Origin of the sequence: Pseudomonas sp. CCC4.1 (assembly GCF_035019225.1) — a bacterium.
Classification (GTDB): Bacteria; Pseudomonadota; Gammaproteobacteria; order Pseudomonadales; family Pseudomonadaceae; genus Aquipseudomonas; species Aquipseudomonas bubulae.
On record NZ_JASJWL010000057.1, the window covers coordinates 1 to 22,918 of the forward strand.

Here is a 22,918-nt window from a genome sequence, read left to right on the forward strand (position 1 = left end):
AGATGTGTATAAGAGACAGGGCCTGCATCGCGAGCAAGCCCGCTCCCACAGGGTCTCTGGTGGCTGTTTGGGAACCCGTTCGGCCAGTTCTGAGTCTGATTAGAAGATTTGCACGGCAACACGCGCTAAACTGCGCGGGTTTTTCGCCCCCTCCCCCTTGTTCGGAGCCTTACATGTCCCGCGTTACCCTGAGTCGCTATTTGATCGAGCAGACCCGCAGCAACAACACGCCTGCTGATTTGCGTTTCCTCATCGAAGTGGTGGCGCGTGCTTGCAAAGAGATCAGCCACGCCGTATCCAAAGGCGCCCTGGGTGGTGTTCTGGGCAGCATGGGCACCGAAAACGTGCAAGGTGAAGTGCAGAAGAAGCTCGATGTGATCTCCAACGAGATCCTGCTTGAAGCCAACGAATGGGGCGGTCACCTGGCCGGCATGGCGTCCGAAGAAATGGACAATGCCTACCAGATCCCGGGCAAATACCCGAAAGGCGCGTACCTGCTGGTATTCGACCCGCTGGACGGCTCGTCGAACATCGACATCAACGCACCAGTTGGCACTATCTTCTCGGTACTGCGTTGCCCGAACGAATACCTGACCCAGAACGAACCTTTGAATGAAAAGGCCTTCCTGCAGCCAGGCACTCAGCAAGTCGCTGCCGGTTACGCCATCTACGGCCCGCAGACCATGTTGGTTCTGACCCTGGGCGACGGCGTCAAAGGCTTTACCCTGGACCGCGAAATGGGCAGCTTCGTACTGACCCACGAAGACATCACCATTCCTGACGCTACCCAGGAATTTGCCATCAACATGTCCAACCAGCGTCACTGGGAAGCCCCGGTACAGCGCTACGTTGACGAACTGCTGGCAGGTGAAGAAGGTCCGTTGAAAAAGAACTTCAACATGCGCTGGATTGCCGCCATGGTTGCCGACGTGCACCGTATCCTGACCCGCGGTGGTCTGTTCATGTACCCGCGCGACAGCCGTGAGCCGTCCAAGCCGGGCAAATTGCGTTTGATGTACGAAGCCAACCCGATGTCGTTCCTGGTGGAACAGGCTGGCGGCGCATCGACTGATGGCCATCAGCGCATTCTCGACATCCAGCCAGAAGGCCTGCACCAGCGTGTAGCCGTGTACCTGGGCTCGAAAGAAGAAGTCGCACGCATCACCGCTTACCACAAAGCGTAAGCCCCTGTGGGAGCGGGCTTGCTCGCGATAGCATCGACCCGGTATGTCAGGCATACCGGGTTGCCTGTATCGCAAGCAAGCCCGTTCCCACTGTTGTTATCCCTCCTGAAATAAATCCCTGCGTCCTGCGGGAACCAGCCTGCGCTTTTCTCTTCTAAGCTTGGATCAAGCGGCACTGCCGACTTTCTTTCTCAGGAGCTTTCCATGAAGTTGCGTTCTCTGGCGTTGTTGTCGTTCTGTGTCTTGCTGGCCGCGTGCAGCAAAATCAATCAGCAAAACTACTCGAAACTGTCGACCGGCATGACCAAGGCCGAAGTCGAGCAGTTGCTGGGCACCCCGACCGATTGCTCCGGCGCGCTGGGCATGTCGAGCTGCACCTGGGGCGATCAGAAGAGCTTTATCAGCGTGCAGTACGCAGGCGACAAAGTGCTGATTTTCTCTGGCCAGGGTTTGAAGTAAGACCGATCAGGAGCGTTTACGATGAAACGTCTTTTAGTCAGTCTCGGGGCTGCGCTGTTATTGGGCGGGTGTGCAAGTTCCAGCAGCGATTCCCTGGCGCCCAACACCGTCTCCAGTGTCGACCTCAAGCGCTATCAGGGCACCTGGTATGAATTGGCGCGATTGCCGATGTTCTTTCAGCGCAATTGCGCGCAGTCCGAAGCCCATTACAGCTTGAAGCCGGATGGCGACGTGGCGGTGTTGAACCGTTGCCGCACCGCAGAGGGCAAGTGGGAGGAGGCCAGGGGCACGGCAACGCCGCAAGTGGAGGGCAAGACCGACAAGCTGTGGGTCGAGTTCGACAATTGGGTATCGACCCTTTTGCCGGGTGTGACCAAGGGCGATTACTGGGTGTTGTACCTGGGCGACAACTACAGCACGGCGCTGGTAGGCAATCCCGACCGTAAATACTTGTGGTTGCTGTCGCGTAAACCGCAGGTTGATCAGCAAACCCGTGATGAGTTGCTCAGCAAGGCCCAGCAGCAGGGCTATGACACCACACGCTTGATCTGGCGCACGCCAGATGCGGACATGCCCAAGGGCACGAAGTAAGGCAGGAATGTCCCTCAGCAGGCGCTGAGGGACACAGGCCGGGCGCTTAAGCGCGCAGCAGGGTCTTCCAGGCGCGGTTCTGGTACACGGCGATGGCTTGCTGCTTGCGGGCGTTGAGCAGTTCGTCGTTGCTCTCGGCGTCTTCAGAAATCGGCAGGTTGGCCAGTTCCTGCAGCTTGTTCATCTCGCCGTACAGACGGTCCAGTTCCGGGATTTCCAGCACGTTACGCGCCAGACGCAGCCAGGCCTGAATACGCTCGATGCGCGGCAGTTGCTCGGCCAGGTCTTCGGGTTGCTGCTGGTAGCGGTTCAGACGCAAGGCAATCGCTTCGTCCGACAACAAACGCGGCAACCAGCTTTGCAGCTGCGCAGCGCCCTGGCGGTTGCCCCGGGTGGTGCCACGGTCCACAGTCCAGCTGCGCTCCATCAACCAGCGCGAAGTGTTCAGGGAGAACTGGCCCCAGCGCGGGTCTTCCAGTTCCTCGAGGAACTGCTCCGGTGCGGCTTTGCGCACATCTTCGTCGTCCTGACCGATCTGCACCAGCGGGCGCCAGTCTTCCAGCAGGGCGTCCAGCGCAGCGCGCAAGGCGCTGGTGGACTGACGTGGTGCGGCTTGACCCAGGCTGCTGACCAGTGCACGCAGGTCGATCAATTGCTGAACCCAGTCTTGCAGCAAACGCCAGTGGCCATTGAAGCGATACTGCTCGGCCAGGCGCTGGCTATTGCCCAGCAAGTGCCAGGCCAGGGCGGCGAAGGCATCGTCCAGGGGTGTTTCTGGCGCCAGCACCGGGGCTGGCAGGGTGACGGCGTAGCTGTTGGCGTCGAACAGGCGATAGCCGCGCTCGGCCTTGCTGATATCACACGGCATCAGGGCCAGCTTCTCGGCCAGTTCGGCGGCCAGTTCCAGCAGGGCAGACGGCTCGCCTTCGCGCAGTTCGAGCTCCAGCTCGCAGATTTCTTCCTTCTGCTTGCCGGCAATCACATGGCCCAGGTCCAGAGCGGCTTCGATGACCACTTTGGCTTTGCCACGGCCCCAGGAAATTTCAGCACGTTCGCGTACGAAATCCGTGGTGAAAATGGGCTTGAGAGTTTTTTTGTCCAGCTCGGCCAGCTCTTGTGGCCAGCATTCGCCGTCGAGCTTCTTGATGTCGAGCTTGGCTTTGGGCAGGTTCCAGTCGTACTCGTTGCGTACGGACAGGCCGGCAACGCTTTCGCCGCGGGTCTTGAGGGTCTGGATCACGTCTTCGCCATCACGGCGCAGGCGCAGGGCAACCTTGGCCTTGGCCAGGTCGCGCTCAGGTGTATCGAAGTACTGGTTCAACAACTCACGGCTTTCCCAGCCACTTTTGTTGCGCTTTTTCAGCAAAGGGTGCTCGCGCAAGGCGGCGAGGGTTTCGCGGCTGACGCGCAGTTTGATTTCGGTTTCTTTTTGCATGGCCGGAAAATCCAGGAACGGTTGCGCAGCCGGGAAAAAGTGTGGCTGCCAAGGCCGTGCAGTGTACAGGACTCGCCGCCCCGGCGGGCCGCGAGGGTTTATTCTGCGGCGCAGATAGCTCTATGATGGGCCTCGCCCCGCCTACAGGAAGTCAGCGCATGCCCTTACCTTCCATGAAAGAGCAGTTCGCTGCCTTGATCGCCGTACCGTCGGTCAGTTGCACCCAGCCGACACTGGATCAGTCCAACCGCGGGGTGATCGATTTGCTGGCCAGCTGGCTTGGCGATTTGGGTTTCAACTGCGATATCCAGCAGGTCAGCCCCGGCAAATTCAATTTGCTCGCCAGTTTTGGCAGTGGCCCCGGCGGGCTGGTGCTGGCCGGGCACAGCGACACCGTGCCCTACGATGAAGCGCTGTGGCAGACCGATCCGCTCAAGCTGACAGAGGTCGATAACCGCTGGGTTGGCCTTGGCAGTTGCGATATGAAGGGCTTTTTTGCGCTGGTGATCGAAGCAGTGCGGCCTTTGCTCGATCAGCCCTTCAAGCAGCCACTGCTGATTCTGGCCACCTGTGACGAAGAAACTTCGATGGCCGGCGCCAGGGCGCTGGTCGAAGCTGGTCGCCCGCTGGGCCGTGCTGCGGTGATTGGTGAACCGACCGGGCTCAAGCCGATCCGCATGCACAAGGGCGTGATGATGGAGCGCATCGAGATCCTCGGGCAGAGCGGTCACTCATCCGACCCAAGCTTGGGCCACAGCGCGCTGGAGGCCATGCACGACGCGATCAGCGAACTTAAGGGGTTGCGTCAGCAGTGGCTCAATGAGTACCGCAATCCGCAGTTCAGCGTGCCGCAACCGACCCTTAACTTTGGCTGTATCCATGGCGGCGACAACCCCAACCGGATTTGCGGCCAGTGCTCGCTTGAATTTGACCTGCGCCCGCTGCCGGGCATGGACCCGAATGCGCTGCGGGCCATTATCCGCAGCAAGCTGCAACCCCTGGCCGAGCGTCATCAGGTGAAGATCGATTTCGCGCCCATTGCCGCCGGAGTGCCGCCCTTCGAGCAGGATGCCGATGCCGAGTTGGTGCGCGTGGCTGAGCGCCTCACCGGGCATCGTGCGCAAGCAGTAGCGTTTGGCACCGAAGCGCCTTATCTTCAGCAGCTTGGTTGCGAAACGCTGGTATTGGGCCCGGGTGACATCGCCTGTGCGCATCAACCAGGGGAATACCTGGAAATGTCACGTTTGCAGCCGACAGTACGTCTACTGACTCAATTGATCGAACACTATTGTCTGAAATAGTGAAGATACCCATACGATTTATCCACAAGGAGAGCCGCGTGTTGCCAACAATGTTTCGACGATAGCCATCAGCCCGTTGTGCGTTTGCTGTTCTAGCCCTTTTTAGGCGATTTATTTTCTACAGGCTCTGGTTATGCACGATTACGTTAACTGGCTGCGTCACGCGTCTCCCTACATCAATGCCCACCGCGATTGCACCTTTGTTGTCATGCTCCCTGGCGACGGTGTGGCACACCCCAACTTTGGCAATATCGTCCACGACCTGGTGCTGTTGCACAGCCTGGGTGTGCGTCTGGTGCTGGTCCACGGTTCGCGCCCGCAGATCGACAGCCGCCTTGAGGCGCGTGGCCTGGTGCCGTATTACCACAAGGGCATGCGTGTCACCGATGCATCAACGCTCGAATGCGTGATCGATGCTGTCGGGCAACTGCGCATTGCGATTGAAGCGCGCTTGTCGATGGACATGGCGTCTTCGCCGATGCAGGGTTCGCGTCTGCGCGTAGCCAGCGGCAACCTGGTCACTGCGCGGCCGATCGGCGTGCTCGACGGTGTGGATTTTCACCATACCGGCGAAGTGCGCCGGGTGGACCGCAAGGGCATCAACCGCCTGCTCGATGAGCGCTCGATTGTGCTGCTGTCGCCCTTGGGTTACTCGCCCACCGGTGAGATTTTCAATTTGGCCTGTGAAGACGTCGCCACCCGTGCCGCCATCGACCTGGCGGCGGACAAACTGCTGCTGTTTGGTGCTGAATCGGGTTTGCTCGATGCCGAAGGGCGGTTGGTGCGTGAGTTGCGTCCACAACAGGTGCCGGCGCATATGAAACGTCTGGGCAGTGACTACCAGGCCGAATTGCTGGAAGCCGCCGCCGAGGCCTGCAGTGGCGGCGTGGCCCGCAGCCATATTGTCAGTTATGCCGAAGACGGTGCGCTGTTGACCGAGCTGTTCACCCGTAACGGTGGCGGTACGCTGGTGGCGCAAGAACAATTTGAAGTTACGCGGGAGGCGGCGATTGAAGACGTCGGTGGCCTGCTTGAATTGATCAGCCCGCTGGAAGAGCAGGGCATCCTGGTGCGTCGTTCGCGTGAAGTGCTGGAGCGTGAGATCGAACAGTTCAGTGTGGTGGAGCGCGAAGGCATGATCATCGCCTGTGCGGCGCTCTACCAGATTGCCGATTCGGATGCGGGGGAGCTGGCGTGTCTGGCGGTGAACCCGGAGTACCGTCATGGCCGTCGTGGCGATGAGTTGCTCGAACGTATTGAAAACCGCGCCCGTGCCCAGGGGCTGAAAACCTTGTTCGTGTTAACCACGCGCACTGCTCACTGGTTCCGTGAGCGCGGGTTTGAGCCTAGCGGTGTAGAACGCCTGCCGGCGGCGCGGGCGTCGCTGTACAACTACCAGCGTAACTCGAAGATCTTTGAGAAAGCGCTGTAAGGCGCCAGCTGTTCAGGCTCTGGGCTGGAGAAGATTCGTAGCAGCTGACGAGTGGAACGAGGCTGCGTTCGGCGGCGAAGCCGTCGTAAAGTCAAACACCGTGGTGTGCCAGTTAAACTTGGAACTCTGGTTTTACGGTCGCTGCGCAACCGAACGCAGCCTCGTTCCACTCGTCAGCTGCTACGGATAACTGCAACTGCGGTGCTCAACAAGCCCCGTCAAAACTCCCGCAAACACACATCATCTATTACCGCCTTGCCCATGTCGCACAAGTAATGTGAAGCCCAGGCATGGCGCTCGCAGTTCTTGTCCAGCGCGGCATCCAGCGCCAGTTTTTTTGCGCAATAAAGCAACGCCGACACCTGCTCCAGCGCCTGGCGCAGCGGTATGTCGGGGTTGACGCGGAACAGCTCGTGGTTGTCCTGGCCGCAGGGGCCGAAGGTGACAGTGCCGAGAGTTTTGATTGGGGGATGATCAGCCATTTAGCGCGCTCCTAAAGTACTTAAGAGCTGTCACTTTCGTTTCCAGGCGAAGGTGGCAGCTGTACGCAGGCTGGAAACCGGGACAATAGGAACCCGGCAGGTCCGAAGACCTCCCGCGTACAGCCGCCATAGCACATAAAAACAGGGATTGATGGCATTAAGGCGAATATTGTTACCCGGGTTTCCAGGCCCGGTCACTGTTTTTTCAGTGACGGTGCACAGTACGCTTTGCTGTAAAACCCGTAAGCCGTCCCTTGCCTCAGTGGACGTAGGAACTGACCGCCCGCGCTCGCACGAACACCACCGGTCTGTCCCCTCTCCCTCCGGGAGAGGGCTAGGGTGAGGGGCTTTTGATCTGCCTAGTTACTGATCGCCAAAATACTCGCCTGGTACGAAGGTTAAAGTTAACGAATCATAGTGTGTGTTGAATAGGGCAGTTATATTGGATTCGCTTGGGCTTGATTTGAATTGTATTTTTTTGTAATAAATAGGAGTGTTTGTTGCGGGGTTTTGGCGCTGCTTTTATGTTGGTTATTCCAGATGTTTATCAAGCTCTTCTTACGTAGTGGTTATGGTGCTGAATGCCTTGCATATGAAAGCTGGAGAAATACTAGCGTGGGATGTGGGTGCGATGGTGAGTAGGATGTTTCTGATTAGGCGTTTTTTGTTGTCTGGTTGTTTGTTGGTAGTGGAAGTTCGTCCATAATTGTACGTGCGAAGTCCTTTGCTATAGGTGCGTGTTAATGATCGACTCAATCAGCGTTCTGCACGGAAAAAAAGCTTTGTCATCCTTAAAGGAAATTGAGGTTTTTCAATTTACTCTTCAGCAATCCAGTCTGCTTCAATTGTTTTCCGACGATCTGGCCGCACTGGGTGGGCCGCAGGTAATGGGTGTGAACTCCAAGGCATCAATTGCAGCTGCCAAGTTGAGGCTCTCGTTATCGAAAGGGCAGCGTAAGTTGCTGGATGCTTATTCTGATGGGTGCGTTTCTTTATTGATATTTGAAGGAATGCAAAAAGTAACTGATATGGTGCCTCCAGATGAACTGCCTGGATTGGCCACGTTGGAGCAAAATCGAGACGTATTGCGCTTGGCCTCACGCAATCAAATTTTGTTGAAGTTGGTGGGTAATGACGCCTTTGCTTATGATATAGATAACGAAGGGAGGCTGGTACGGTTAGTCGCCAACTTCAAGGGCGGAGGACATAATAAAATAAATGCTGAGCCGCAAGTCACAGAGCTGAGTTCGCATTCGGGATTGGCACTGGGTGCCCATACGGAAGCGCCCTATTGGTGTGCCATGCAAGCGAAGGATGGGCACTCCCCTTCTCCCGCATCCTTGATACTGTCGGCGCTATGGAATCCGTGCATGGAGCCAACCTCGGTCATTCCGCTCACCCCGTTACTCGATGAGATTGGCGTAGTCCATTGTCTAGCCTTGACCTCAGGGAGTTTCAAGTTCACGCGCAGTGACTCTTTTGTTAGCGGCAAAGGAGAGGAAGGATGTAATGTTTCAATTCTAGAATTCGATCAAAAAGTTGGTTTTGCAGCTCGTTTTAATTCCTATCGCTTTTCGGTGGATGAGAGGGCCTCATTATACGTTAAAAATGCGTATGAGGCATTGTGTCGGAGTGTTGCAAGTGCGACGCCTTTTAAACATGTGCTGACGCAGGAGTCAGCCATCGTTATTAATAATGTACGAGCTCTACATTGTCGCGATACTGTTCGTGATAATAGACGTGTCTTAGTGCGAATTTTTGGGATGTCAAAGTTTACCTTGCCGCTCATGGTTTCAGAAGATCCTCTAGTGCTTAGGGGCTGACTATTGAACTGGCTGATGGAGCTGCGGCCAGCACGTACCGCGGTTTGCCAGATGCTTCCGGGTGTTGTGTTGCCTATTATCCTGCTGTCTAGTTGACGCTTTCTACGAGGGGATGCAATGTCTTTCGATATCATTGGCATGTTGGCTGTCGTGGCTTTTTGTGCAGGTTTTTTTGACGCTATTGCGGGTGGTGGTGGGTTGATAACTTTGCCCGCTTTGTTTTTGGCGGGTCTTGAGCCTATCAGCGCGATAGCTACAAATAAGTTTCAGGCGGCTTCCGCGACGGTGTCTGCAACTATTACCTTTGCCCGCAAGGGCATGATTGAGTGGAGACAAAGTCGTTGGTTGGCTGCCTGCTGTTTTGTGGGCGGAGCCAGCGGAGCGCTACTGGTAAGCTCTGTCGATAAACGGTATCTGGAAGTTTGTGTTCCTGTGATGTTGATTTTAGTTGCTGTCTATTTTGCTTTTTCGCCAAAGCTTGCAGTCGGCGACAGCCGTAAAAGGATCAGTCTTCTAGTTTTTTCTTTTACCGTTGCCCCTGTTTTGGGTTTTTATGACGGTGTTTTTGGTCCGGGTGTTGGTTCGTTTTTAATTGTTGGTTTTATTCTTTTGTGCGGCTTGGGCATGATGCGAGCCATGAGTTTCACTAAGCTCGCTAATGCCTCATGCAATTTAGGGGCTCTCGCAATATTCATGACCAAAGGAGTGGTTGTATGGCCCCTTGCAATAGCCATGGCATTAGCCGCGTTTATTGGCGCACAACTAGGTGCCCGGGCGGCAGTCAAGGTCGGCCCGAGGCTAATAAAACCTATGTTGATCGTGGTGTGCTGCGCCTTGGCTATCAAGCTTCTGAGCATGGAAACGAACCCGCTGCGTATTATCGTCTTGCATGCATTCGCTTCATTATGACGGCTGAGAGAGTGTCTACCTGTAGCTCTTGATTTGATTACAGGCTCGCAATGTTTTCAGGTGAGCGTGCTCTATCTTCCATTTTGCCTTTACTTGGAAAAGCCAAGGTGATGAGCGCTTCACGGGCGCTGGTTAACCAGCGCCCGAGTCTGTCAGTTACTAATCGCCAAAATACTAGCCTGGTACGAAGCCACAAACAGGTCGAAGTCGCCTTCTTCCGTTTGTTCGGTCTCGGCCTGCTCGAGCAGTGACTTGCGCGCTTTCTCTTCAAACGCAGCCTGATCTTCAGCACTCAACGGTTCACTGCGGAAGAACTCGGCATGGGCCAGGCTCTGGCGCATCGAGAACTGAGCGAAGCTCTCCTTGTGCTCGGCCATGCTGGTCAGCACTTTGGCAGACGGCGTCAGCGACACGTCCTTGATCTTCGCCAGCTGTTCGTCGACTGCCTTGCTGTGGTTATCGCCACCCTGGCTCTGGTCGAGCAAGGCGGCCAGCGGCGCGATTTTTTCCAGCAGCTCGGTAGCCCATTCCTTCATGTCAACGGCTGCGCCATCACGCTGCAATTGCAGGCCCGGACGGCGACCTTCCTTGACTACGCTAAGGAAGTTGGAAGAGCAGCTGCCACAGCCTGCGCTGTCGAACTGCGGGCTGTCTTGCAGCGCGCAATACAGCAGGAAGGCGTCCAGAAAACGCGCTTCAGGCAAATCGATGCCCACCGGCAGAAACGGGTTGATATCCAGCAGGCGCACTTCAACGTACTGCACGCCACGGGACACCAGGGCCTGGATCGGCCGCTCGCCGGTGTAGGTCACGCGCTTGGGGCGAATGTTGGAGTAGTACTCGTTTTCGATCTGCAGGATGTTGGTGTTCAACTGCACCCACTCGCCATCCTTGTGCGTACCGATTTCTACATACGGCGGATAAGGTGTGGCCACTGCCTTGCGCAGGCTGTCGGTGTAGCTGTCGAGGTTGTTGTAGCACGGCGTCAGGCCTGCCTGGGCGTTGCTCTGATAGCCCAGGTCGCTCATGCGCAGGCTGGTGGCATAGGGCAGGTAGAGCGTGTCGGCGTCCAGTTGCTCCAACTGGTGCGAACGACCGCGCAAAAAGCCCGCATCCAGCGCAGGCGAAGCACCGAAGAGGTACATCAGCAGCCAGCTGTAGCGACGGAAGTTACGAATCAGGGCGATATAGGCGTCGGACTGATAATCGCGCTCGGTGCCGACAAAACCCTCTGCCTGCATCAGCACTGGCCACAGGGCCTCTGGCAGGGAGAAGTTGTAGTGGATGCCGGCAATGCACTGCATGGTCTTGCCGTAGCGCAGGGCCAGGCCCTTGCGGTAAACGTACTTGAGCTGTCCGATATTGGACGTGCCGTAGTAGGCAATCGGGATGTCTTCTTCGGCCGGCAACGGGCACGGCATCGAAGGGCTCCACAGGAACTCGTTACCGAGCTTGCTGTAGGCAAAGCGGTGGATCTTGTCGAGGCTGGCCAGCGTCTGCGCCGGATCAGGCAGGGCCGGGGTGATGAACTCCAGCAGCGACTCGGAATAGTCGGTGGTGATTTGATCGTTGGTCAGGGCCGAGCCCAGTTCTTCCGGGTGCGGGGTTTGCGCCAGGCGAGCATCGGCCGTGACGCGCAGGCATTCGCGCTCGATGCCGTGCAGGCACTGCTCCAGAAGAGAGAGGTTGGCGCGCTCGCTGAGCAGAGCCAGGCGGCGGTTGAGAAGTTGGCTCAAGTTGGATTCCTTCACGCGTCAGTCGCCCCAATATGGGGGTGGTCAGGACGGTCTACAAGGGTGAAGTTGAAACTGGCGTGGTCGCCTGGTTTTGTTGGCATCGCTCAGTTCCGTCCCTGATTCGGCGCCGCGGCGCTCCAAGCGCATTTCGGCACTGCATTGGCAGTGCCGAAATTAACTCAAATCAGCCGTTGGCCGCTACAGGACAGCGAACGTGCCTTGTGCTTTTGCGACCAGCTTGTCGCCCTGCAACACATCCGCTTCGACGACCAGCGTGCGTCGCCCGGGGTGGATGACCTTGGCGATACATAGCACTTCGCCTTCAGCCACCGCGCGGATGTAGTTGATTTTGCACTCAATGGTCGCGCTCTGCTGATCGAAGCCATGGGTGCTGGAACAGGCCAGGCCCATGCTGATGTCCACCAGGCTGAACAACACACCACCGTGCAGCTTGCCGGCGCGGTTGCGCAATTGCGGCTCCAGGCTCAGCGCAACATGCGCCACACCGTCTTCCAGCGATTGCACGCGGCAGCCGAGCAACTGGCTGAAGGCGCTCTGGGTCAGGCCGTCCGGGAGGGCCATCAGCGTTTCTTCAACTGTTTGGCGTTGGCGAACAACGAGGCCATGGTGTTATTGGTCGGTGCGGCGGCAACGCTCTCCTTGCGCGGTGCCGAGCTTTGCTGGCGCGGGGCCGAGCCCGGACGTGCGCCGCGAGCACCGTCGATTTTCTCGCCCGGGGTGTCGCTCATGCGCATCGACAGGCCTACGCGTTTGCGCGGGATGTCGACTTCCATGACCTTGACCTTCACCACATCACCGGCTTTCACGGCTTCGCGCGGGTCCTTGATGAATTTCTCGGACAAGGCCGAGATATGCACCAGACCGTCCTGGTGCACGCCGATATCGACGAAAGCCCCGAAGTTGGTCACGTTGGTCACCACGCCTTCCAGGATCATTCCCAGTTGCAGGTCTTTGAGGTCTTCGACACCTTCCTGAAACTCGGCGGTCTTGAACTCCGGGCGCGGGTCGCGGCCTGGTTTCTCCAGCTCCTGGAGAATATCGGTCACCGTCGGCAGGCCGAAGGTCTCGTCGGTGAATTTCTTCGGATCAAGACGCTTGAGGAACCCGGCGTCGCCGATCAGCGAGCGGATGTCCCGCTCGGTGTCCGTAGCGATGCGTTTGACCAGCGGGTAGGCTTCGGGGTGAACCGCCGAGCTGTCCAGCGGATTGTCGCCATTCATCACGCGCAAGAAACCTGCCGCCTGCTCGAAGGTTTTTTCGCCCAGACGGCTGACTTTTTTCAGCGCTGCACGGGTTTTGAATGCACCGTTTTCGTCGCGGTGAGCCACGATATTTTGCGCCAGTGTGGCATTGAGGCCCGAAATTCGCGCGAGCAGTGCTACCGAAGCCGTGTTCACGTCCACGCCCACGGCGTTCACGCAGTCTTCAACCACAGCGTCCAGGCCGCGTGCCAGCTTGAGCTGGGACACGTCGTGCTGGTACTGGCCGACACCGATGGATTTAGGGTCGATTTTCACCAGTTCGGCCAGCGGGTCTTGCAGGCGGCGGGCGATCGATACGGCGCCACGGATCGAAACGTCCAGATCCGGGAATTCCTTGGCTGCCAGTTCCGATGCCGAGTACACCGAAGCACCGGCCTCGGACACCATCACTTTGGTGACTTTCAGGGCCGGGTATTTTTTCATCAGATCGATCACCAGCTTGTCGCTTTCGCGGCTGGCAGTGCCGTTGCCAATGGCAATCAGATCGACCGAATGCTTGGCACACAGGGCGGCCATGACCGAAATGGTCTGGTCCCACTTGTTGTGCGGCACGTGCGGGTACACGGTGGCGTACTCCAGCAGCTTGCCGGTGGCATCGACCACGGCAATCTTGCAACCGGTGCGCAGGCCCGGGTCCAGGCCCAGGGTGGCGCGCGGGCCAGCCGGCGCGGCCAGCAGCAGGTCGTGCAGGTTGTGGGCGAATACATTGATGGCTTCGGTTTCAGCGGCGTCGCGCAATTCACCCAGCAGGTCGGTTTCGAGGTGGGTGTAGAGCTTGACCTTCCAGGTCCAGCGTACCACTTCGCTCAACCATTTATCAGCCGGGCGGTTTTGATTTTCCAGACCGAAGCGCTGGGCAATCATCATTTCGCCGGGGTGCATCGTGCCGGGCAATTCTTCACCGACTTTGAGCGACGAGCTCAGAATGCCTTCGTTGCGACCGCGGAAAATCGCCAGTGCGCGGTGCGATGGCATGCTTTTGAGCGGTTCATCGTGCTCGAAGTAATCGCGGAACTTGGCGCCTTCCTCTTCCTTGCCGGCAATTACGCGGGCGCTGAGGATGGCTTCCTGTTTGAGGAAGCTGCGCAGCTTGTCCAGCAGGCTGGCGTCTTCGGCGAAGCGCTCCATGAGGATGTACTTGGCGCCATCAAGGGCTGCCTTGACGTCAGCCACACCTTTTTCAGTGTCGACAAAACGGGCAGCTTCGGCATCTGGCGTGAGTGTCGGGTCGTTGAACAGGCCGTCTGCCAGCTCGCCGAGGCCGGCTTCCAGGGCGATCTGGCCCTTGGTGCGGCGCTTTTGCTTGTACGGCAGGTACAAGTCTTCAAGGCGGGTCTTGGTGTCGGCGAGTTTGATGTCGCGGGCCAGTTCGGGGGTCAACTTGCCTTGTTCTTCGATGCTGGCGAGGATACTGACGCGCCGCTCGTCGAGTTCGCGCAGGTAGCGCAGGCGCTCTTCGAGGTGACGCAACTGGGTGTCATCCAGGCTGCCGGTCACTTCCTTACGATACCGAGAGATGAAGGGTACGGTGGAGCCCTCATCCAGAAGAGCGACGGCCGCTTCGACCTGCTGCGGGCGCACGCCGAGTTCTTCGGCGATGCGGCTGTTGATGCTGTCCATAAAACCACCTGACAAAATGTGATGCAGGCTCGCAGGCCCGGGCTTGAAGGCTTGCGAGGCTGGTTGAGCAGCCCGGAAGGGGCCGCTGCCTGGGCCAAAAGGGCAGCCTGTTGACCCGTGAAGTCAGCTGATTACGCCAGATGTTGAAAAAATAAATACTGGCACAACCATTGAAAGTTCGAGATTGCCCGACACAAAAGGCCGCGCATTATAACCAGCGTTCCCGGATTCAGGGGATTGCGCGCGGTGGTCTCATTACCTGGTCTAATGTTTAAGGAAGAAAAATCTGCTAACAATGCACACAATGCGTATCGCAGCGGCTGAGCCATAATGCGCGCCGAGATCACAGGAGCATCCTAATGAGCAGCACTGCACAAACGTCTGAAGGCGAAAAAATCCTTATCGTTGATGATGATCCTGGGCTGAGCAACTTGCTGGTACGTTTCTTTTCCAGCAAGGGTTATCGCGCCACTTCCGTGACCAATGCAGCGGACATGGATCGTCGGCTGGCCCGCGAAATGTACCACCTTGTGGTGCTGGATCTGATGCTGCCCGGCGAAGACGGCCTGTCAGCCTGTCGCCGTTTGCGTGCAGCGGGCAATCGCGTGCCGATCATCATGCTGACAGCCAAAGGTGATGAACTTAGCCGTATCAAGGGCCTGGAACTGGGTGCCGACGATTATCTGGCCAAGCCTTTCAACCCCGATGAGCTGATGGCCCGTGTGCGTGCGGTATTGCGTCGTCAGGCGCCGCCGGTGCCGGGTGCGCCGGGCAGCGAAGACGAAAGCGTGACATTCGGTGATTACGAGTTGTCCCTGGCAACCCGCGAACTCAAACGTGGCGACGAAGTTCACATGCTCACCACGGGTGAGTTTGCGGTACTTAAAGCCCTGGTCATGCATGCCCGCGAGCCATTGACCCGCGACAAGCTGATGAACCTGGCCCGTGGTCGTGAGTGGGATGCGCTGGAGCGTTCAATCGATGTCCAGATTTCCCGTTTGCGCCGCATGATCGAGCCGGATCCGTCCAAGCCCCGCTATATCCAGACCGTCTGGGGCGTGGGTTATGTGTTCGTGCCGGATGGCAACGCAACCAAATGACAGATCATTTGTAGGAGCGAGTCGCACTGGTGCTGTCTGGTACCGTGTGGCTCGCGATTTATCTTTTTTTCGGGCCTCGGGGCTCGCTCCTGCAAAGTATAAAAGCGGCTGTCTATGAAAACCCCTGTCTGGTTCCCCCAAAGTTTCTTCTCGCGCACACTCTGGCTTGTCCTGATTGTTGTGCTGTTTTCCAAGGCCCTGACGCTGGTTTATCTGCTTATGAACGAGGACGTGCTGGTTGACCGCCAGTACAGCCACGGCGTGGCGCTGACCCTGCGTGCCTATTGGGCCGCCGATGAGGAAAACCGCAATAAGATCATCGATGCCGTTGATTTGGTTCGCGTCGTGGGCGGAGGTGTACCCGAGGGTGAACAGCACTGGCCTTACAGCGAGATTTATCAGCGTCAGATGCAGGCCGAGCTTGGCCCCGATACAGAGGTGCGCTTGCGTATGCACACATCCCCTGCGCTGTGGGTGCGTGCCCCGAGCCTGGGGGATGGCTGGTTGAAAGTGCCGTTGTATCCGCACCCGCTGCGTGGGCAAAAAATCTGGAATGTACTGGGCTGGTTTTTAGCCATCGGCTTGTTGTCCACTGCTTCGGCGTGGATTTTCGTCAGCCAGCTCAATCAGCCCCTCAAGCGTCTGGTGTATGCAGCTCGCCAGTTGGGGCAGGGGCGCAGCGTGCGCTTGCCTGTCGGCGACACGCCCAGCGAAATGACGGAGGTGTACAGCGCCTTCAATCAGATGGCTGAAGACGTCGAACAGGCGGGCCGCGAGCGAGAACTGATGCTTGCAGGCGTGTCCCATGACCTGCGCACCCCGCTGACCCGTTTGCGTCTGTCTCTGGAGCTGATGGGCAACCACAACGACCTGACCGACGACATGGTGCGTGATATTGAGGACATGGACGCGATTCTCGACCAGTTCCTGGCCTTTATCCGTGACGGCCGTGACGAGCCGGTTGAAGAGGTTGATCTGTGTGAATTGATCCGTGAAGTGGTGGCACCCTATAACCAGAACGGAGAGCAGGTGCGCCTGCGTCTGCAGCCGATTCAGCCGTTTGCGCTACGTCGGGTATCGATGAAGCGTTTGCTCAACAACCTGATCGGCAATGCCTTGCACCATGCTGGCGAAGACGTGGAGGTTGCGGCTTACGTATCGGGTGATGTCAGCGCGCCGTATGTGGTGCTGAGCGTGATGGACCGGGGGGCAGGGATTGATCCTGCGGAGCTGGAAGATATCTTCAACCCGTTTATCCGCGGTGACCGTGCCCGTGGCGGTAAAGGTACGGGGCTGGGGCTGGCGATCGTCAAGCGGATTGTCTCCATGCATGGTGGCAATGTCGAGCTGCGTAACCGCAGCGGCGGAGGGCTTGAAGCCCGTGTACGTTTGCCGCTGGGGCTTATGTTGCCAAGAGGGGCGGTATAGCTTTGACCCTGTGGGAGCGGGCTTGCCCGCTCCCACAACAAGTCTGCTCACCCAAGGGTTGATGCGCTGTCAGCCTTTGCCCTTGGTCCGGGTCATATGCGGGCTGCTGTTTTTTTCCAGGTGCTGGATGATAATCCCGGCCACATCCTTGCCGGTGGTGGTTTCAATGCCTTCCAGGCCTGGCGATGAGTTGACCTCCAGCACCAGCGGGCCGTGGTTGGAGCGCAGGATATCGACACCCGCCACACTCAGCCCCATGACCTTGGCCGCACGAATGGCGGTCATGCGCTCTTCGGGGGTGATCTTGATCAGGCTGGCGCTGCCGCCCCGGTGAAGGTTGGAGCGGAACTCTCCAGGTTTGGCCTGGCGTTTCATGGCCGCGATCACCTTGTCACCGACCACGAAGCAGCGAATATCGGCACCCCCGGCCTCCTTGATGTATTCCTGCACCATGATGTTTTGCTTGAGGCCCATAAAGGCCTCAATCACCGACTCGGCGGCGGTAGCGGTTTCACACAGCACCACGCCGATGCCCTGGGTGCCTTCCAGCACCTTGATGACCAGCGGGGCGCCGTTGACCATTTCGATGAGGTCGGGAATGTCATCCGGCGAGTGGGCAAAACCGGTTACCGGCAAACCCAGGCCACGCCGGGACAACAGCTGCAACGAACGTAATTTGTCCCGCGAGCGAGCAATTGCCACCGATTCGTTGAGCGGAAACACGCCCATCATTTCAAACTGGCGCAGCACTGCGCAGCCATAGAACGTGACTGACGCGCCAATGCGCGGGATCACCGCATCAAAGCCTTCCAGCGGCTTGCCGCGATAGTGAATCTGCGGCTTATGACTGGCTATGTTCATATAGGCGCGCAGGGTATCGATCACTACCATCTCATGGCCTCGTTCGGTACCGGCTTCAACCAGACGACGAGTGGAATACAGACGCGGGTTACGCGACAGCACAGCGATCTTCATGCAACACCTGTGGCAGAGGTAGTAGTGACCGGGAATTCCGGCTTGTCTTGTACATATTTTAGTGCAGGGTTGACGACCAATTGGCCGTCGATCAACGCTTTTGAGCCCAGCAACAAGCGATAACGCATCGATTTGCGGCAGGCGAGGGTGAACTCGACCGGCCAGACCCTATCACCCAGCGCCAGGCCGGTGCGGATCACATAGCGAACCTGGGTGTGGCCATTGGAGCTTTTAATGGTTTTAATTGCCACCAAAGGCGCTTCACAGTGACGGTGACGCAGTTGTACCAGGGTGCCCAGGTGGGCATTGAAACGTACCCACTCGACACCGTCGCGCACAAAAGGCTCGATTTCGGTAGCGTGCAGGCTGGAAGTACTGGCACCGGTGTCGATTTTCGCGCGCAGGCCGGCGACTCCCAAATCGGGAAGCGCCACCCACTCGCGCAGACCGACAACGGTCAAGTGATCAAAAGTCTTCAATATAAGTAACCAGCGATTAACGTATTCAGGCCGCAGGAGGAACCCTGCAGGTAAAGCAATCGGCGATGCCGATTTGGCAATGTACAAAGAGCATTCACGCAGAATATTCAGCAAATGGCGACAGTTATCTGCGTGTCCGCTACTCGGCAGGCAGGCATTCTATCGGGACGAATGCTTCAGTTGTTCATTGCAAGTAGTAGTACAGTTCTGACTATTCAAGTGAAGAGGAATTCCAGTGGCGCAAAAGCAGGAAGAGGACGACAAGGTTCGCCTGGATAAGTGGCTCTGGGCGGCGCGTTTTTACAAGACCCGGGCACTGGCCAAGGCCGCGATTGAAAGCGGCAAGGTGCATTGCCGGGGTGAGCGCTGCAAGCCGAGCAAAGAACCTCGCCTGGGCGATGAACTGCAAATTCGTGTTGGCCTTGAAGAGCGCACTGTCGAAGTCAAAGCGCTGTCTGTGGTCCGCCGTGGCGCCCCTGAAGCCCAATTGCTGTACGCCGAAACCGAACAAAGCATCGCCAAGCGCGAAAACGCGGCTGCCATGCGCAAATCCGGGGCCATGGGCATCACGACTGATGGCAAACCGACCAAGAAGCAGCGGCGCCAACTGCATCAGTTTCATGACGCCAGTGGGGGCGAGTGAGCTGGCCAGGGCCCGCAAGCCGTACGTCGAGTCCGTGGCTGCATGGCTTGTAATCATTCAGGTATGGCGCCATATAGGGTCATCAGACCTGCACGATATTTAATGGCGCTTACACATTTTGTCACCAATTCAGAACTCTATTCTTATGTCCGACTTACACAAAACCGATGCCACACAACGCTTTATGTTCGATACCAGCGACGCCCGCGGCGAACTGGCCTCGTTGGAGCACAGCTACGCTGACGTGTTGGCCAAGCACGCTTATCCACAGCCGGTCCAGCAATTGCTGGGCGAGCTGATGGCTGCGGCTGCGTTGCTGGTGGGCAACCAGAAAATCGATGGCTTGCTGAGCCTGCAGGCCCGTTCCGAAGGCCCGGTGCCGCTGCTGATGATCGAATGCACCAGCGACCGGGAAATACGCGGCCTGGCCCGTTTTGACGCCGACCAGATTGCTGCCGATGCCACGCTGGCTGACCTGCTGCCCAACGGCGTACTGGCCATTACCATCGATCCGGTGGTCGGCAAGCGCTACCAGGGCATCGTGGACCTGAACGGCGAAACCCTGGCTGACTGCTTCACCAATTACTTCGTGATGTCCGAGCAAGTGCCGACCCGCTTCTGGCTGGTTGCTGATGGCCAGCGTGCGCGGGGCATGTTCCTGCAGCAGTTGCCTGCCGATGTGGTCAAGGATGAAGACGAGCGCGTCGACAGCTGGGACCGCCTGCTGATGCTGGGCGATACGCTCAAATCAGAAGAGCTGCTGGGGCTGGATAACGAGACCATCCTGCACCGTTTGTATCACGAAGAAACCGTGCGCCTGTTTGATAATCAGGCCATTGAATTCAAGTGCAGTTGCTCCCGTGAGCGTTCGGGCAATGCCCTGACCAGCCTGGGTCATGCCGATGCGCTCAATCTGGTGACCGAGCATGGCGGTCATATCGAAATCGATTGCCAGTTCTGCAACGAGCGTTACCTGTTTGATGCAGCAGATGTCGATCAATTGTTCGCTGGCGCAGGTGTTGAATCCCCTTCAGGCACTCATCACTAAAACGTTTCAGCTCAGGTAAAACACCTGTCAAAGCCCGTTCTTGCGCGGTTCTGACAGGTGGGGCCTACTCTTTTTGGGGTTTTCTGGCATAATCCGGCCCACTTTTTTCGCGGTAGTAGTGCAAACTTTTCTACTACAAAACGTTTGGCGCACTCGGCCAATGGCCGACGGGGAACCTCATGACGCAAGCTAATAACGCCGTGTACACCGATCTGAGCATCGACGATCTGGTCAAAGAAGCCCTGAACCGTGGTGAAGGCGTGCTTGCCGACAATGGCGCACTGGTTGTCGAAACTGGCCACCGTACAGGCCGTTCGCCGGCTGACCGCTTCATTGTTGAAGAACCGTCCACTCAGGCTGCCATTGCCTGGGGCCCGATCAACCGCAAGTTCCCGGCCGACAAGTTCGATGCCCTGTGGGACCGCGTCGAGGCGTTCAACAACGCGCAAGAGCATTTCGTTTCCCACGTGCATGTAGGTGCTTCCGAAGACCACTACCTGGCCGTGAAAATGACCACCCAGACTGCCTGGCAGAACCTGTTCGGTCGTTGCCTGTTCATCAACCCGGCTAAATACAACCCAGCCGGTCGTGATGAGTGGCAAGTGCTTAACGTGGCCAACTTCGAGTGCGTGCCTGAGCGTGATGGCACCAACTCTGACGGTTGCGTGATCATCAACTTCGCCCAGAAAAAAGTGCTGATCGCTGGCATGCGTTACGCCGGTGAAATGAAAAAAGCCATGTTCTCGGTACAGAACTTCCTGCTGCCTGCTGCTGACGTGCTGCCTATGCACTGTGCTGCAAACATTGGCGAAGAAGGCGACGTGACCCTGTTCTTCGGTCTGTCCGGTACCGGTAAAACCACCCTGTCCGCCGATGAAAGCCGTTACCTGATCGGTGACGACGAACACGGTTGGGGCGAAGGCGTGGTGTTCAACATCGAAGGCGGTTGCTATGCCAAGTGCATCGACCTGTCGGAGAAGAACGAGCCGGTTATCTGGAAAGCCATCAAGCACGGCGCCGTGCTGGAAAACGTTGTGCTCGACGCTGCCGGTCACCCTGACTATGCCGATGTCAGCCTGACCCAGAACAGCCGCGCCGCTTACCCGCTGGAGCACGTTGCCAAGCGTTCCGAGAAGAACCTGGGCGGCGAACCAAACGCTGTGATCTTCCTGACCTGCGACCTGACTGGCGTACTGCCACCTGTGTCGATCCTCAGCGAAGAGCAAGCGGCCTACCACTTCCTGTCTGGCTACACCGCACTGGTGGGCTCGACTGAAATGGGTTCAGGCAGCGGCATCAAGTCGACTTTTTCCACCTGCTTTGGCGCACCGTTCTTCCCGCGTCCGGCCGGTGAATACGCAGAGCTGCTGATCAAGCGCATCCGTGGCTTCGGCTCCAAGGTGTACCTGGTTAACACCGGCTGGACCGGCGGTGGCTACGGCGTTGGCAAGCGCTTCAACATCCCGACCACCCGTGCGGTGATTGCTGCGATCCAGAGCGGTGCTCTGATCGGCGCTGAAACCGAGCATCTGGACATCATCAACCTGGACGTGCCTAAAGCCGTACCTGGCGTTGAGACTGTTCTGCTCAACCCGCGCAACACCTGGGCTGACAAAACTGCCTACGACGAAGCTGCCAAAGCATTGGCTGGCCTGTTCGTAGAGAACTTCAAGAAGTTCGACGTCAGCGACGCGATCAAGGCAGCCGGCCCGAAGGCGTAAGTATTCGGTCAGTGTGTTGATCCACAAAAAAGCCGCCTGAAAAGGCGGCTTTTTTGTGCCTGAATTTTTCTGTGGGTATACATCCTGTGGGAGCGGGCTTGCTCGCGATGGCATCGCGGCGGTGAATCAGACAAAACCGCAGCGTCTGCATCGCGAGCAAGCCTGCTCCCACATGCCTAGGCCTCCAGGCCTTGGGTATCCCACTGTCCGCTGCAGATCGCCGCGTAGAGCATACCGATGGTCAGCGGTACTTTGCTTTCCCGACCCTTGGCCTTGCGCTTGAGGTGCGGGTCATTACCGGCGGGCTGGAAATAGCGATAGGCATCGTAGTCCGCCAGTTCCAGGCCAAAACGTTCTTCCAGGGCTTCTATCAAATGCTGGGCATCCGCGCCATTGCAGCCCAAATCAGCATTGATCGCGGTCTTGAGGCTGATGGTCTTGTGCTCCGGCAAACCGATTTCTTCATGCAGCAACTGCAGCAGTTCACGCAGGGTGGGGGTATCCGGGAGGTCTGGGGCGAGGTTCATTATTCATTGTCCCGATTTTCAGTGTGAGCGTTTGTTGGAGTGTCTTTTATGGCGCTGTTAAAAGTGCTATTTTTAGTGCTTGATTGTGTTGGCTCAGCAGCTTACAGATTTAGCAGATGAGTCTTTCCGTATACATAGGCATGAGGCCATATCATGACATTCGCCATGCTCGCTAAAGTCGCTGCGTCAGTAACAGATCTGAAAAAAGACCCTATGGGTACTTATCGTGAAAGCGGTGGTGACCCAATGGTCATTCTCAATCGTAACGAACCTGCGTTTTATATTCTTTCCCCTGAGCGCTACGAGCTGTTGCTGGAGATGATCGACGACGCTGAATTGGCCAGGTTGGTCAAAGAGCGGCGTGGCAATCCTACAATCAAGGTTGAAATTGATGAGCTCATCGCAACTGCCGAGAAAAACTGAGTCGCAGGCAGATGCAATCAAGACTTATACCCTTGAGTTCGAAATTGAAGCAAAAAAGGAGCTGGAAAAGCTGGATAAGGTGCTCCAGATCCAGCTACTAAAGAAGCTCAAGTGCCGTTTGTTGTCCCCAAAGGTTCCAGCCGCCGGGCTCAGGAATATGCCGAACTGTTACAAAATCAAGCTGCGTGCCAGCGGGGTGAGGCTGGTGTATGAAGTGATTGATAACCGTCTGATAGTTCTGGTGCTTGGTGTCGGTCGTCGTGATGACCATGCTGTCTATATCGCCGCGAAGAAGCGTCTGCACTAGTGATATCGGGTA

22 protein-coding genes are annotated in these 22,918 nt (G+C 57.4%); 14 read left to right on the forward strand and 8 right to left on the reverse strand.

Translation table 11 applies throughout. The annotated features are described in order from the left end of the window. Positions 1-173 precede the first annotated feature (173 nt). The 3 genes from QN377_RS18450 (at position 174) to QN377_RS18460 (ending at position 2,234) form a co-directional block, all read left to right on the forward strand. Complete coding sequence (locus QN377_RS18450) at positions 174-1,184, forward strand: class 1 fructose-bisphosphatase (RefSeq protein ID WP_016783129.1); 1,011 nt, start codon at positions 174-176, stop codon at positions 1,182-1,184. 204 nt (positions 1,185-1,388) lie between these two features. Continuing rightward, a complete protein-coding gene (gene bamE / locus QN377_RS18455; RefSeq protein WP_016783130.1) occupies positions 1,389-1,643 on the forward strand; it encodes an outer membrane protein assembly factor BamE domain-containing protein in 255 nt (84 codons plus the stop codon). A 21-nt stretch (positions 1,644-1,664) separates the two neighbouring features. Further along, positions 1,665-2,234 (forward strand): lipocalin family protein, encoded by a 570-nt coding sequence (locus QN377_RS18460; protein ID WP_095000798.1) that lies wholly within the window; start codon positions 1,665-1,667, stop codon positions 2,232-2,234. 46 nt (positions 2,235-2,280) lie between these two features. Here QN377_RS18460 and QN377_RS18465 read toward each other — a convergent pair whose 3' ends face one another. After that, complete coding sequence (locus QN377_RS18465; protein ID WP_095023770.1) at positions 2,281-3,669, reverse strand: inorganic triphosphatase; 1,389 nt, start codon at positions 3,667-3,669, stop codon at positions 2,281-2,283. 158 nt (positions 3,670-3,827) lie between these two features. On the opposite strand from QN377_RS18465, the gene argE reads away from it, so the two are divergent. Both argE and argA read left to right on the forward strand, forming a co-directional pair. Further along, positions 3,828-4,970, forward strand: coding sequence for an acetylornithine deacetylase (argE, locus tag QN377_RS18470; RefSeq protein ID WP_095000800.1), 1,143 nt, complete (start codon positions 3,828-3,830; stop codon positions 4,968-4,970). 133 nt (positions 4,971-5,103) lie between these two features. Beyond that, the gene (argA, locus tag QN377_RS18475; RefSeq protein WP_095017751.1) at positions 5,104-6,402 is read left to right on the forward strand and encodes an amino-acid N-acetyltransferase; all 1,299 of its coding nucleotides are present in this window, start codon (positions 5,104-5,106) and stop codon (positions 6,400-6,402) included. Between the two features lie 218 nt (positions 6,403-6,620). Here argA and QN377_RS18480 read toward each other — a convergent pair whose 3' ends face one another. Continuing rightward, positions 6,621-6,884, reverse strand: a complete 264-nt coding sequence (locus QN377_RS18480) for a DUF3077 domain-containing protein (protein WP_095000802.1) — start codon at positions 6,882-6,884, stop codon at positions 6,621-6,623. A gap of 743 nt (positions 6,885-7,627) precedes the next feature. Here QN377_RS18480 and QN377_RS18485 point away from each other — a divergent pair. Both QN377_RS18485 and QN377_RS18490 read left to right on the forward strand, forming a co-directional pair. Continuing rightward, positions 7,628-8,707: a hypothetical protein gene (locus QN377_RS18485; protein WP_095017750.1), complete on the forward strand. Its 1,080-nt coding sequence runs from the start codon at positions 7,628-7,630 to the stop codon at positions 8,705-8,707. A 117-nt stretch (positions 8,708-8,824) separates the two neighbouring features. Next, a complete protein-coding gene (locus QN377_RS18490) occupies positions 8,825-9,616 on the forward strand; it encodes a TSUP family transporter (protein WP_322213970.1) in 792 nt (263 codons plus the stop codon). Between the two features lie 152 nt (positions 9,617-9,768). Here the strand turns inward: QN377_RS18490 and gshA are convergent, their stop codons facing one another. The 3 genes from gshA to QN377_RS18505 form a co-directional block, all read right to left on the reverse strand. After that, a complete protein-coding gene (gshA, locus tag QN377_RS18495; protein ID WP_095017748.1) occupies positions 9,769-11,352 on the reverse strand; it encodes a glutamate--cysteine ligase in 1,584 nt (527 codons plus the stop codon). 198 nt (positions 11,353-11,550) lie between these two features. Next, a complete protein-coding gene (locus tag QN377_RS18500) occupies positions 11,551-11,934 on the reverse strand; it encodes a PaaI family thioesterase (RefSeq protein ID WP_095000804.1) in 384 nt (127 codons plus the stop codon). Then, on the reverse strand, positions 11,934-14,255 hold the full coding sequence (locus QN377_RS18505; protein ID WP_095017747.1) for a Tex family protein: 2,322 nt from the start codon (positions 14,253-14,255) through the stop codon (positions 11,934-11,936). The genes QN377_RS18500 and QN377_RS18505 overlap by 1 nt, the downstream gene beginning before the upstream one ends. A 359-nt stretch (positions 14,256-14,614) precedes the next feature. On the opposite strand from QN377_RS18505, the gene ompR reads away from it, so the two are divergent. Both ompR and QN377_RS18515 read left to right on the forward strand, forming a co-directional pair. Further along, entirely contained in the window at positions 14,615-15,355 is a 741-nt protein-coding gene (gene ompR, locus QN377_RS18510; RefSeq protein WP_095000806.1) for a two-component system response regulator OmpR, read from the forward strand. Positions 15,356-15,469: 114 nt separating this feature from the next. Beyond that, on the forward strand, positions 15,470-16,783 hold the full coding sequence (locus QN377_RS18515; protein WP_322213971.1) for an ATP-binding protein: 1,314 nt from the start codon (positions 15,470-15,472) through the stop codon (positions 16,781-16,783). 69 nt (positions 16,784-16,852) lie between these two features. Here the strand turns inward: QN377_RS18515 and rimK are convergent, their stop codons facing one another. Further along, a complete protein-coding gene (rimK, locus tag QN377_RS18520; RefSeq protein WP_016783140.1) occupies positions 16,853-17,758 on the reverse strand; it encodes a 30S ribosomal protein S6--L-glutamate ligase in 906 nt (301 codons plus the stop codon). Continuing rightward, positions 17,755-18,204 carry an ATP-dependent zinc protease gene (locus tag QN377_RS18525; protein ID WP_169916200.1) on the reverse strand — a complete coding sequence of 150 codons (450 nt, stop codon included), beginning with the start codon at positions 18,202-18,204 and terminating at the stop codon, positions 17,755-17,757. The genes rimK and QN377_RS18525 overlap by 4 nt, the downstream gene beginning before the upstream one ends. Positions 18,205-18,472: 268 nt before the next feature. Between QN377_RS18525 and QN377_RS18530 the strand changes: the two genes are divergently transcribed. From QN377_RS18530 to QN377_RS18540, 3 genes are all read left to right on the forward strand, one after another. Further along, complete coding sequence (locus tag QN377_RS18530) at positions 18,473-18,880, forward strand: RNA-binding S4 domain-containing protein (protein ID WP_095000808.1); 408 nt, start codon at positions 18,473-18,475, stop codon at positions 18,878-18,880. A 145-nt stretch (positions 18,881-19,025) separates the two neighbouring features. Then, positions 19,026-19,928 (forward strand): Hsp33 family molecular chaperone HslO, encoded by a 903-nt coding sequence (gene hslO, locus QN377_RS18535; protein ID WP_095000809.1) that lies wholly within the window; start codon positions 19,026-19,028, stop codon positions 19,926-19,928. 179 nt (positions 19,929-20,107) lie between these two features. Next, positions 20,108-21,649: a phosphoenolpyruvate carboxykinase gene (locus tag QN377_RS18540; protein WP_095017745.1), complete on the forward strand. Its 1,542-nt coding sequence runs from the start codon at positions 20,108-20,110 to the stop codon at positions 21,647-21,649. 176 nt (positions 21,650-21,825) lie between these two features. Here QN377_RS18540 and QN377_RS18545 read toward each other — a convergent pair whose 3' ends face one another. Further along, a complete protein-coding gene (locus QN377_RS18545; RefSeq protein ID WP_095017744.1) occupies positions 21,826-22,176 on the reverse strand; it encodes a DUF1493 family protein in 351 nt (116 codons plus the stop codon). 153 nt (positions 22,177-22,329) lie between these two features. Between QN377_RS18545 and QN377_RS18550 the strand changes: the two genes are divergently transcribed. Continuing rightward, positions 22,330-22,599 carry a type II toxin-antitoxin system Phd/YefM family antitoxin gene (locus tag QN377_RS18550; RefSeq protein ID WP_169916159.1) on the forward strand — a complete coding sequence of 90 codons (270 nt, stop codon included), beginning with the start codon at positions 22,330-22,332 and terminating at the stop codon, positions 22,597-22,599. Beyond that, positions 22,568-22,906 (forward strand): type II toxin-antitoxin system RelE family toxin, encoded by a 339-nt coding sequence (locus QN377_RS18555; RefSeq protein ID WP_095017743.1) that lies wholly within the window; start codon positions 22,568-22,570, stop codon positions 22,904-22,906. Before QN377_RS18550 ends, QN377_RS18555 begins: the two co-directional genes overlap by 32 nt. Positions 22,907-22,918: the final 12 nt, after the last annotated feature.

What these genes read in the sequence shown, in the direction of transcription:
- QN377_RS18450 (WP_016783129.1), top strand. Translation starts at nt 174, where the DNA reads ATGTCCCGCGTTACCCTGAGTCGCTATTTGATCGAGCAGACCCGCAGC.
- bamE (WP_016783130.1), top strand. Translation starts at nt 1,389, where the DNA reads ATGAAGTTGCGTTCTCTGGCGTTGTTGTCGTTCTGTGTCTTGCTGGCC.
- QN377_RS18460 (WP_095000798.1), top strand. Translation starts at nt 1,665, where the DNA reads ATGAAACGTCTTTTAGTCAGTCTCGGGGCTGCGCTGTTATTGGGCGGG.
- QN377_RS18465 (WP_095023770.1), bottom strand. Translation starts at nt 3,669, where the DNA reads ATGCAAAAAGAAACCGAAATCAAACTGCGCGTCAGCCGCGAAACCCTC.
- argE (WP_095000800.1), top strand. Translation starts at nt 3,828, where the DNA reads ATGCCCTTACCTTCCATGAAAGAGCAGTTCGCTGCCTTGATCGCCGTA.
- argA (WP_095017751.1), top strand. Translation starts at nt 5,104, where the DNA reads ATGCACGATTACGTTAACTGGCTGCGTCACGCGTCTCCCTACATCAAT.
- QN377_RS18480 (WP_095000802.1), bottom strand. Translation starts at nt 6,884, where the DNA reads ATGGCTGATCATCCCCCAATCAAAACTCTCGGCACTGTCACCTTCGGC.
- QN377_RS18485 (WP_095017750.1), top strand. Translation starts at nt 7,628, where the DNA reads ATGATCGACTCAATCAGCGTTCTGCACGGAAAAAAAGCTTTGTCATCC.
- QN377_RS18490 (WP_322213970.1), top strand. Translation starts at nt 8,825, where the DNA reads ATGTCTTTCGATATCATTGGCATGTTGGCTGTCGTGGCTTTTTGTGCA.
- QN377_RS18500 (WP_095000804.1), bottom strand. Translation starts at nt 11,934, where the DNA reads ATGGCCCTCCCGGACGGCCTGACCCAGAGCGCCTTCAGCCAGTTGCTC.
- QN377_RS18505 (WP_095017747.1), bottom strand. Translation starts at nt 14,255, where the DNA reads ATGGACAGCATCAACAGCCGCATCGCCGAAGAACTCGGCGTGCGCCCG.
- ompR (WP_095000806.1), top strand. Translation starts at nt 14,615, where the DNA reads ATGAGCAGCACTGCACAAACGTCTGAAGGCGAAAAAATCCTTATCGTT.
- QN377_RS18515 (WP_322213971.1), top strand. Translation starts at nt 15,470, where the DNA reads ATGAAAACCCCTGTCTGGTTCCCCCAAAGTTTCTTCTCGCGCACACTC.
- rimK (WP_016783140.1), bottom strand. Translation starts at nt 17,758, where the DNA reads ATGAAGATCGCTGTGCTGTCGCGTAACCCGCGTCTGTATTCCACTCGT.
- hslO (WP_095000809.1), top strand. Translation starts at nt 19,026, where the DNA reads ATGTCCGACTTACACAAAACCGATGCCACACAACGCTTTATGTTCGAT.
- QN377_RS18540 (WP_095017745.1), top strand. Translation starts at nt 20,108, where the DNA reads ATGACGCAAGCTAATAACGCCGTGTACACCGATCTGAGCATCGACGAT.
- QN377_RS18545 (WP_095017744.1), bottom strand. Translation starts at nt 22,176, where the DNA reads ATGAACCTCGCCCCAGACCTCCCGGATACCCCCACCCTGCGTGAACTG.
- QN377_RS18550 (WP_169916159.1), top strand. Translation starts at nt 22,330, where the DNA reads ATGACATTCGCCATGCTCGCTAAAGTCGCTGCGTCAGTAACAGATCTG.
- QN377_RS18555 (WP_095017743.1), top strand. Translation starts at nt 22,568, where the DNA reads ATGAGCTCATCGCAACTGCCGAGAAAAACTGAGTCGCAGGCAGATGCA.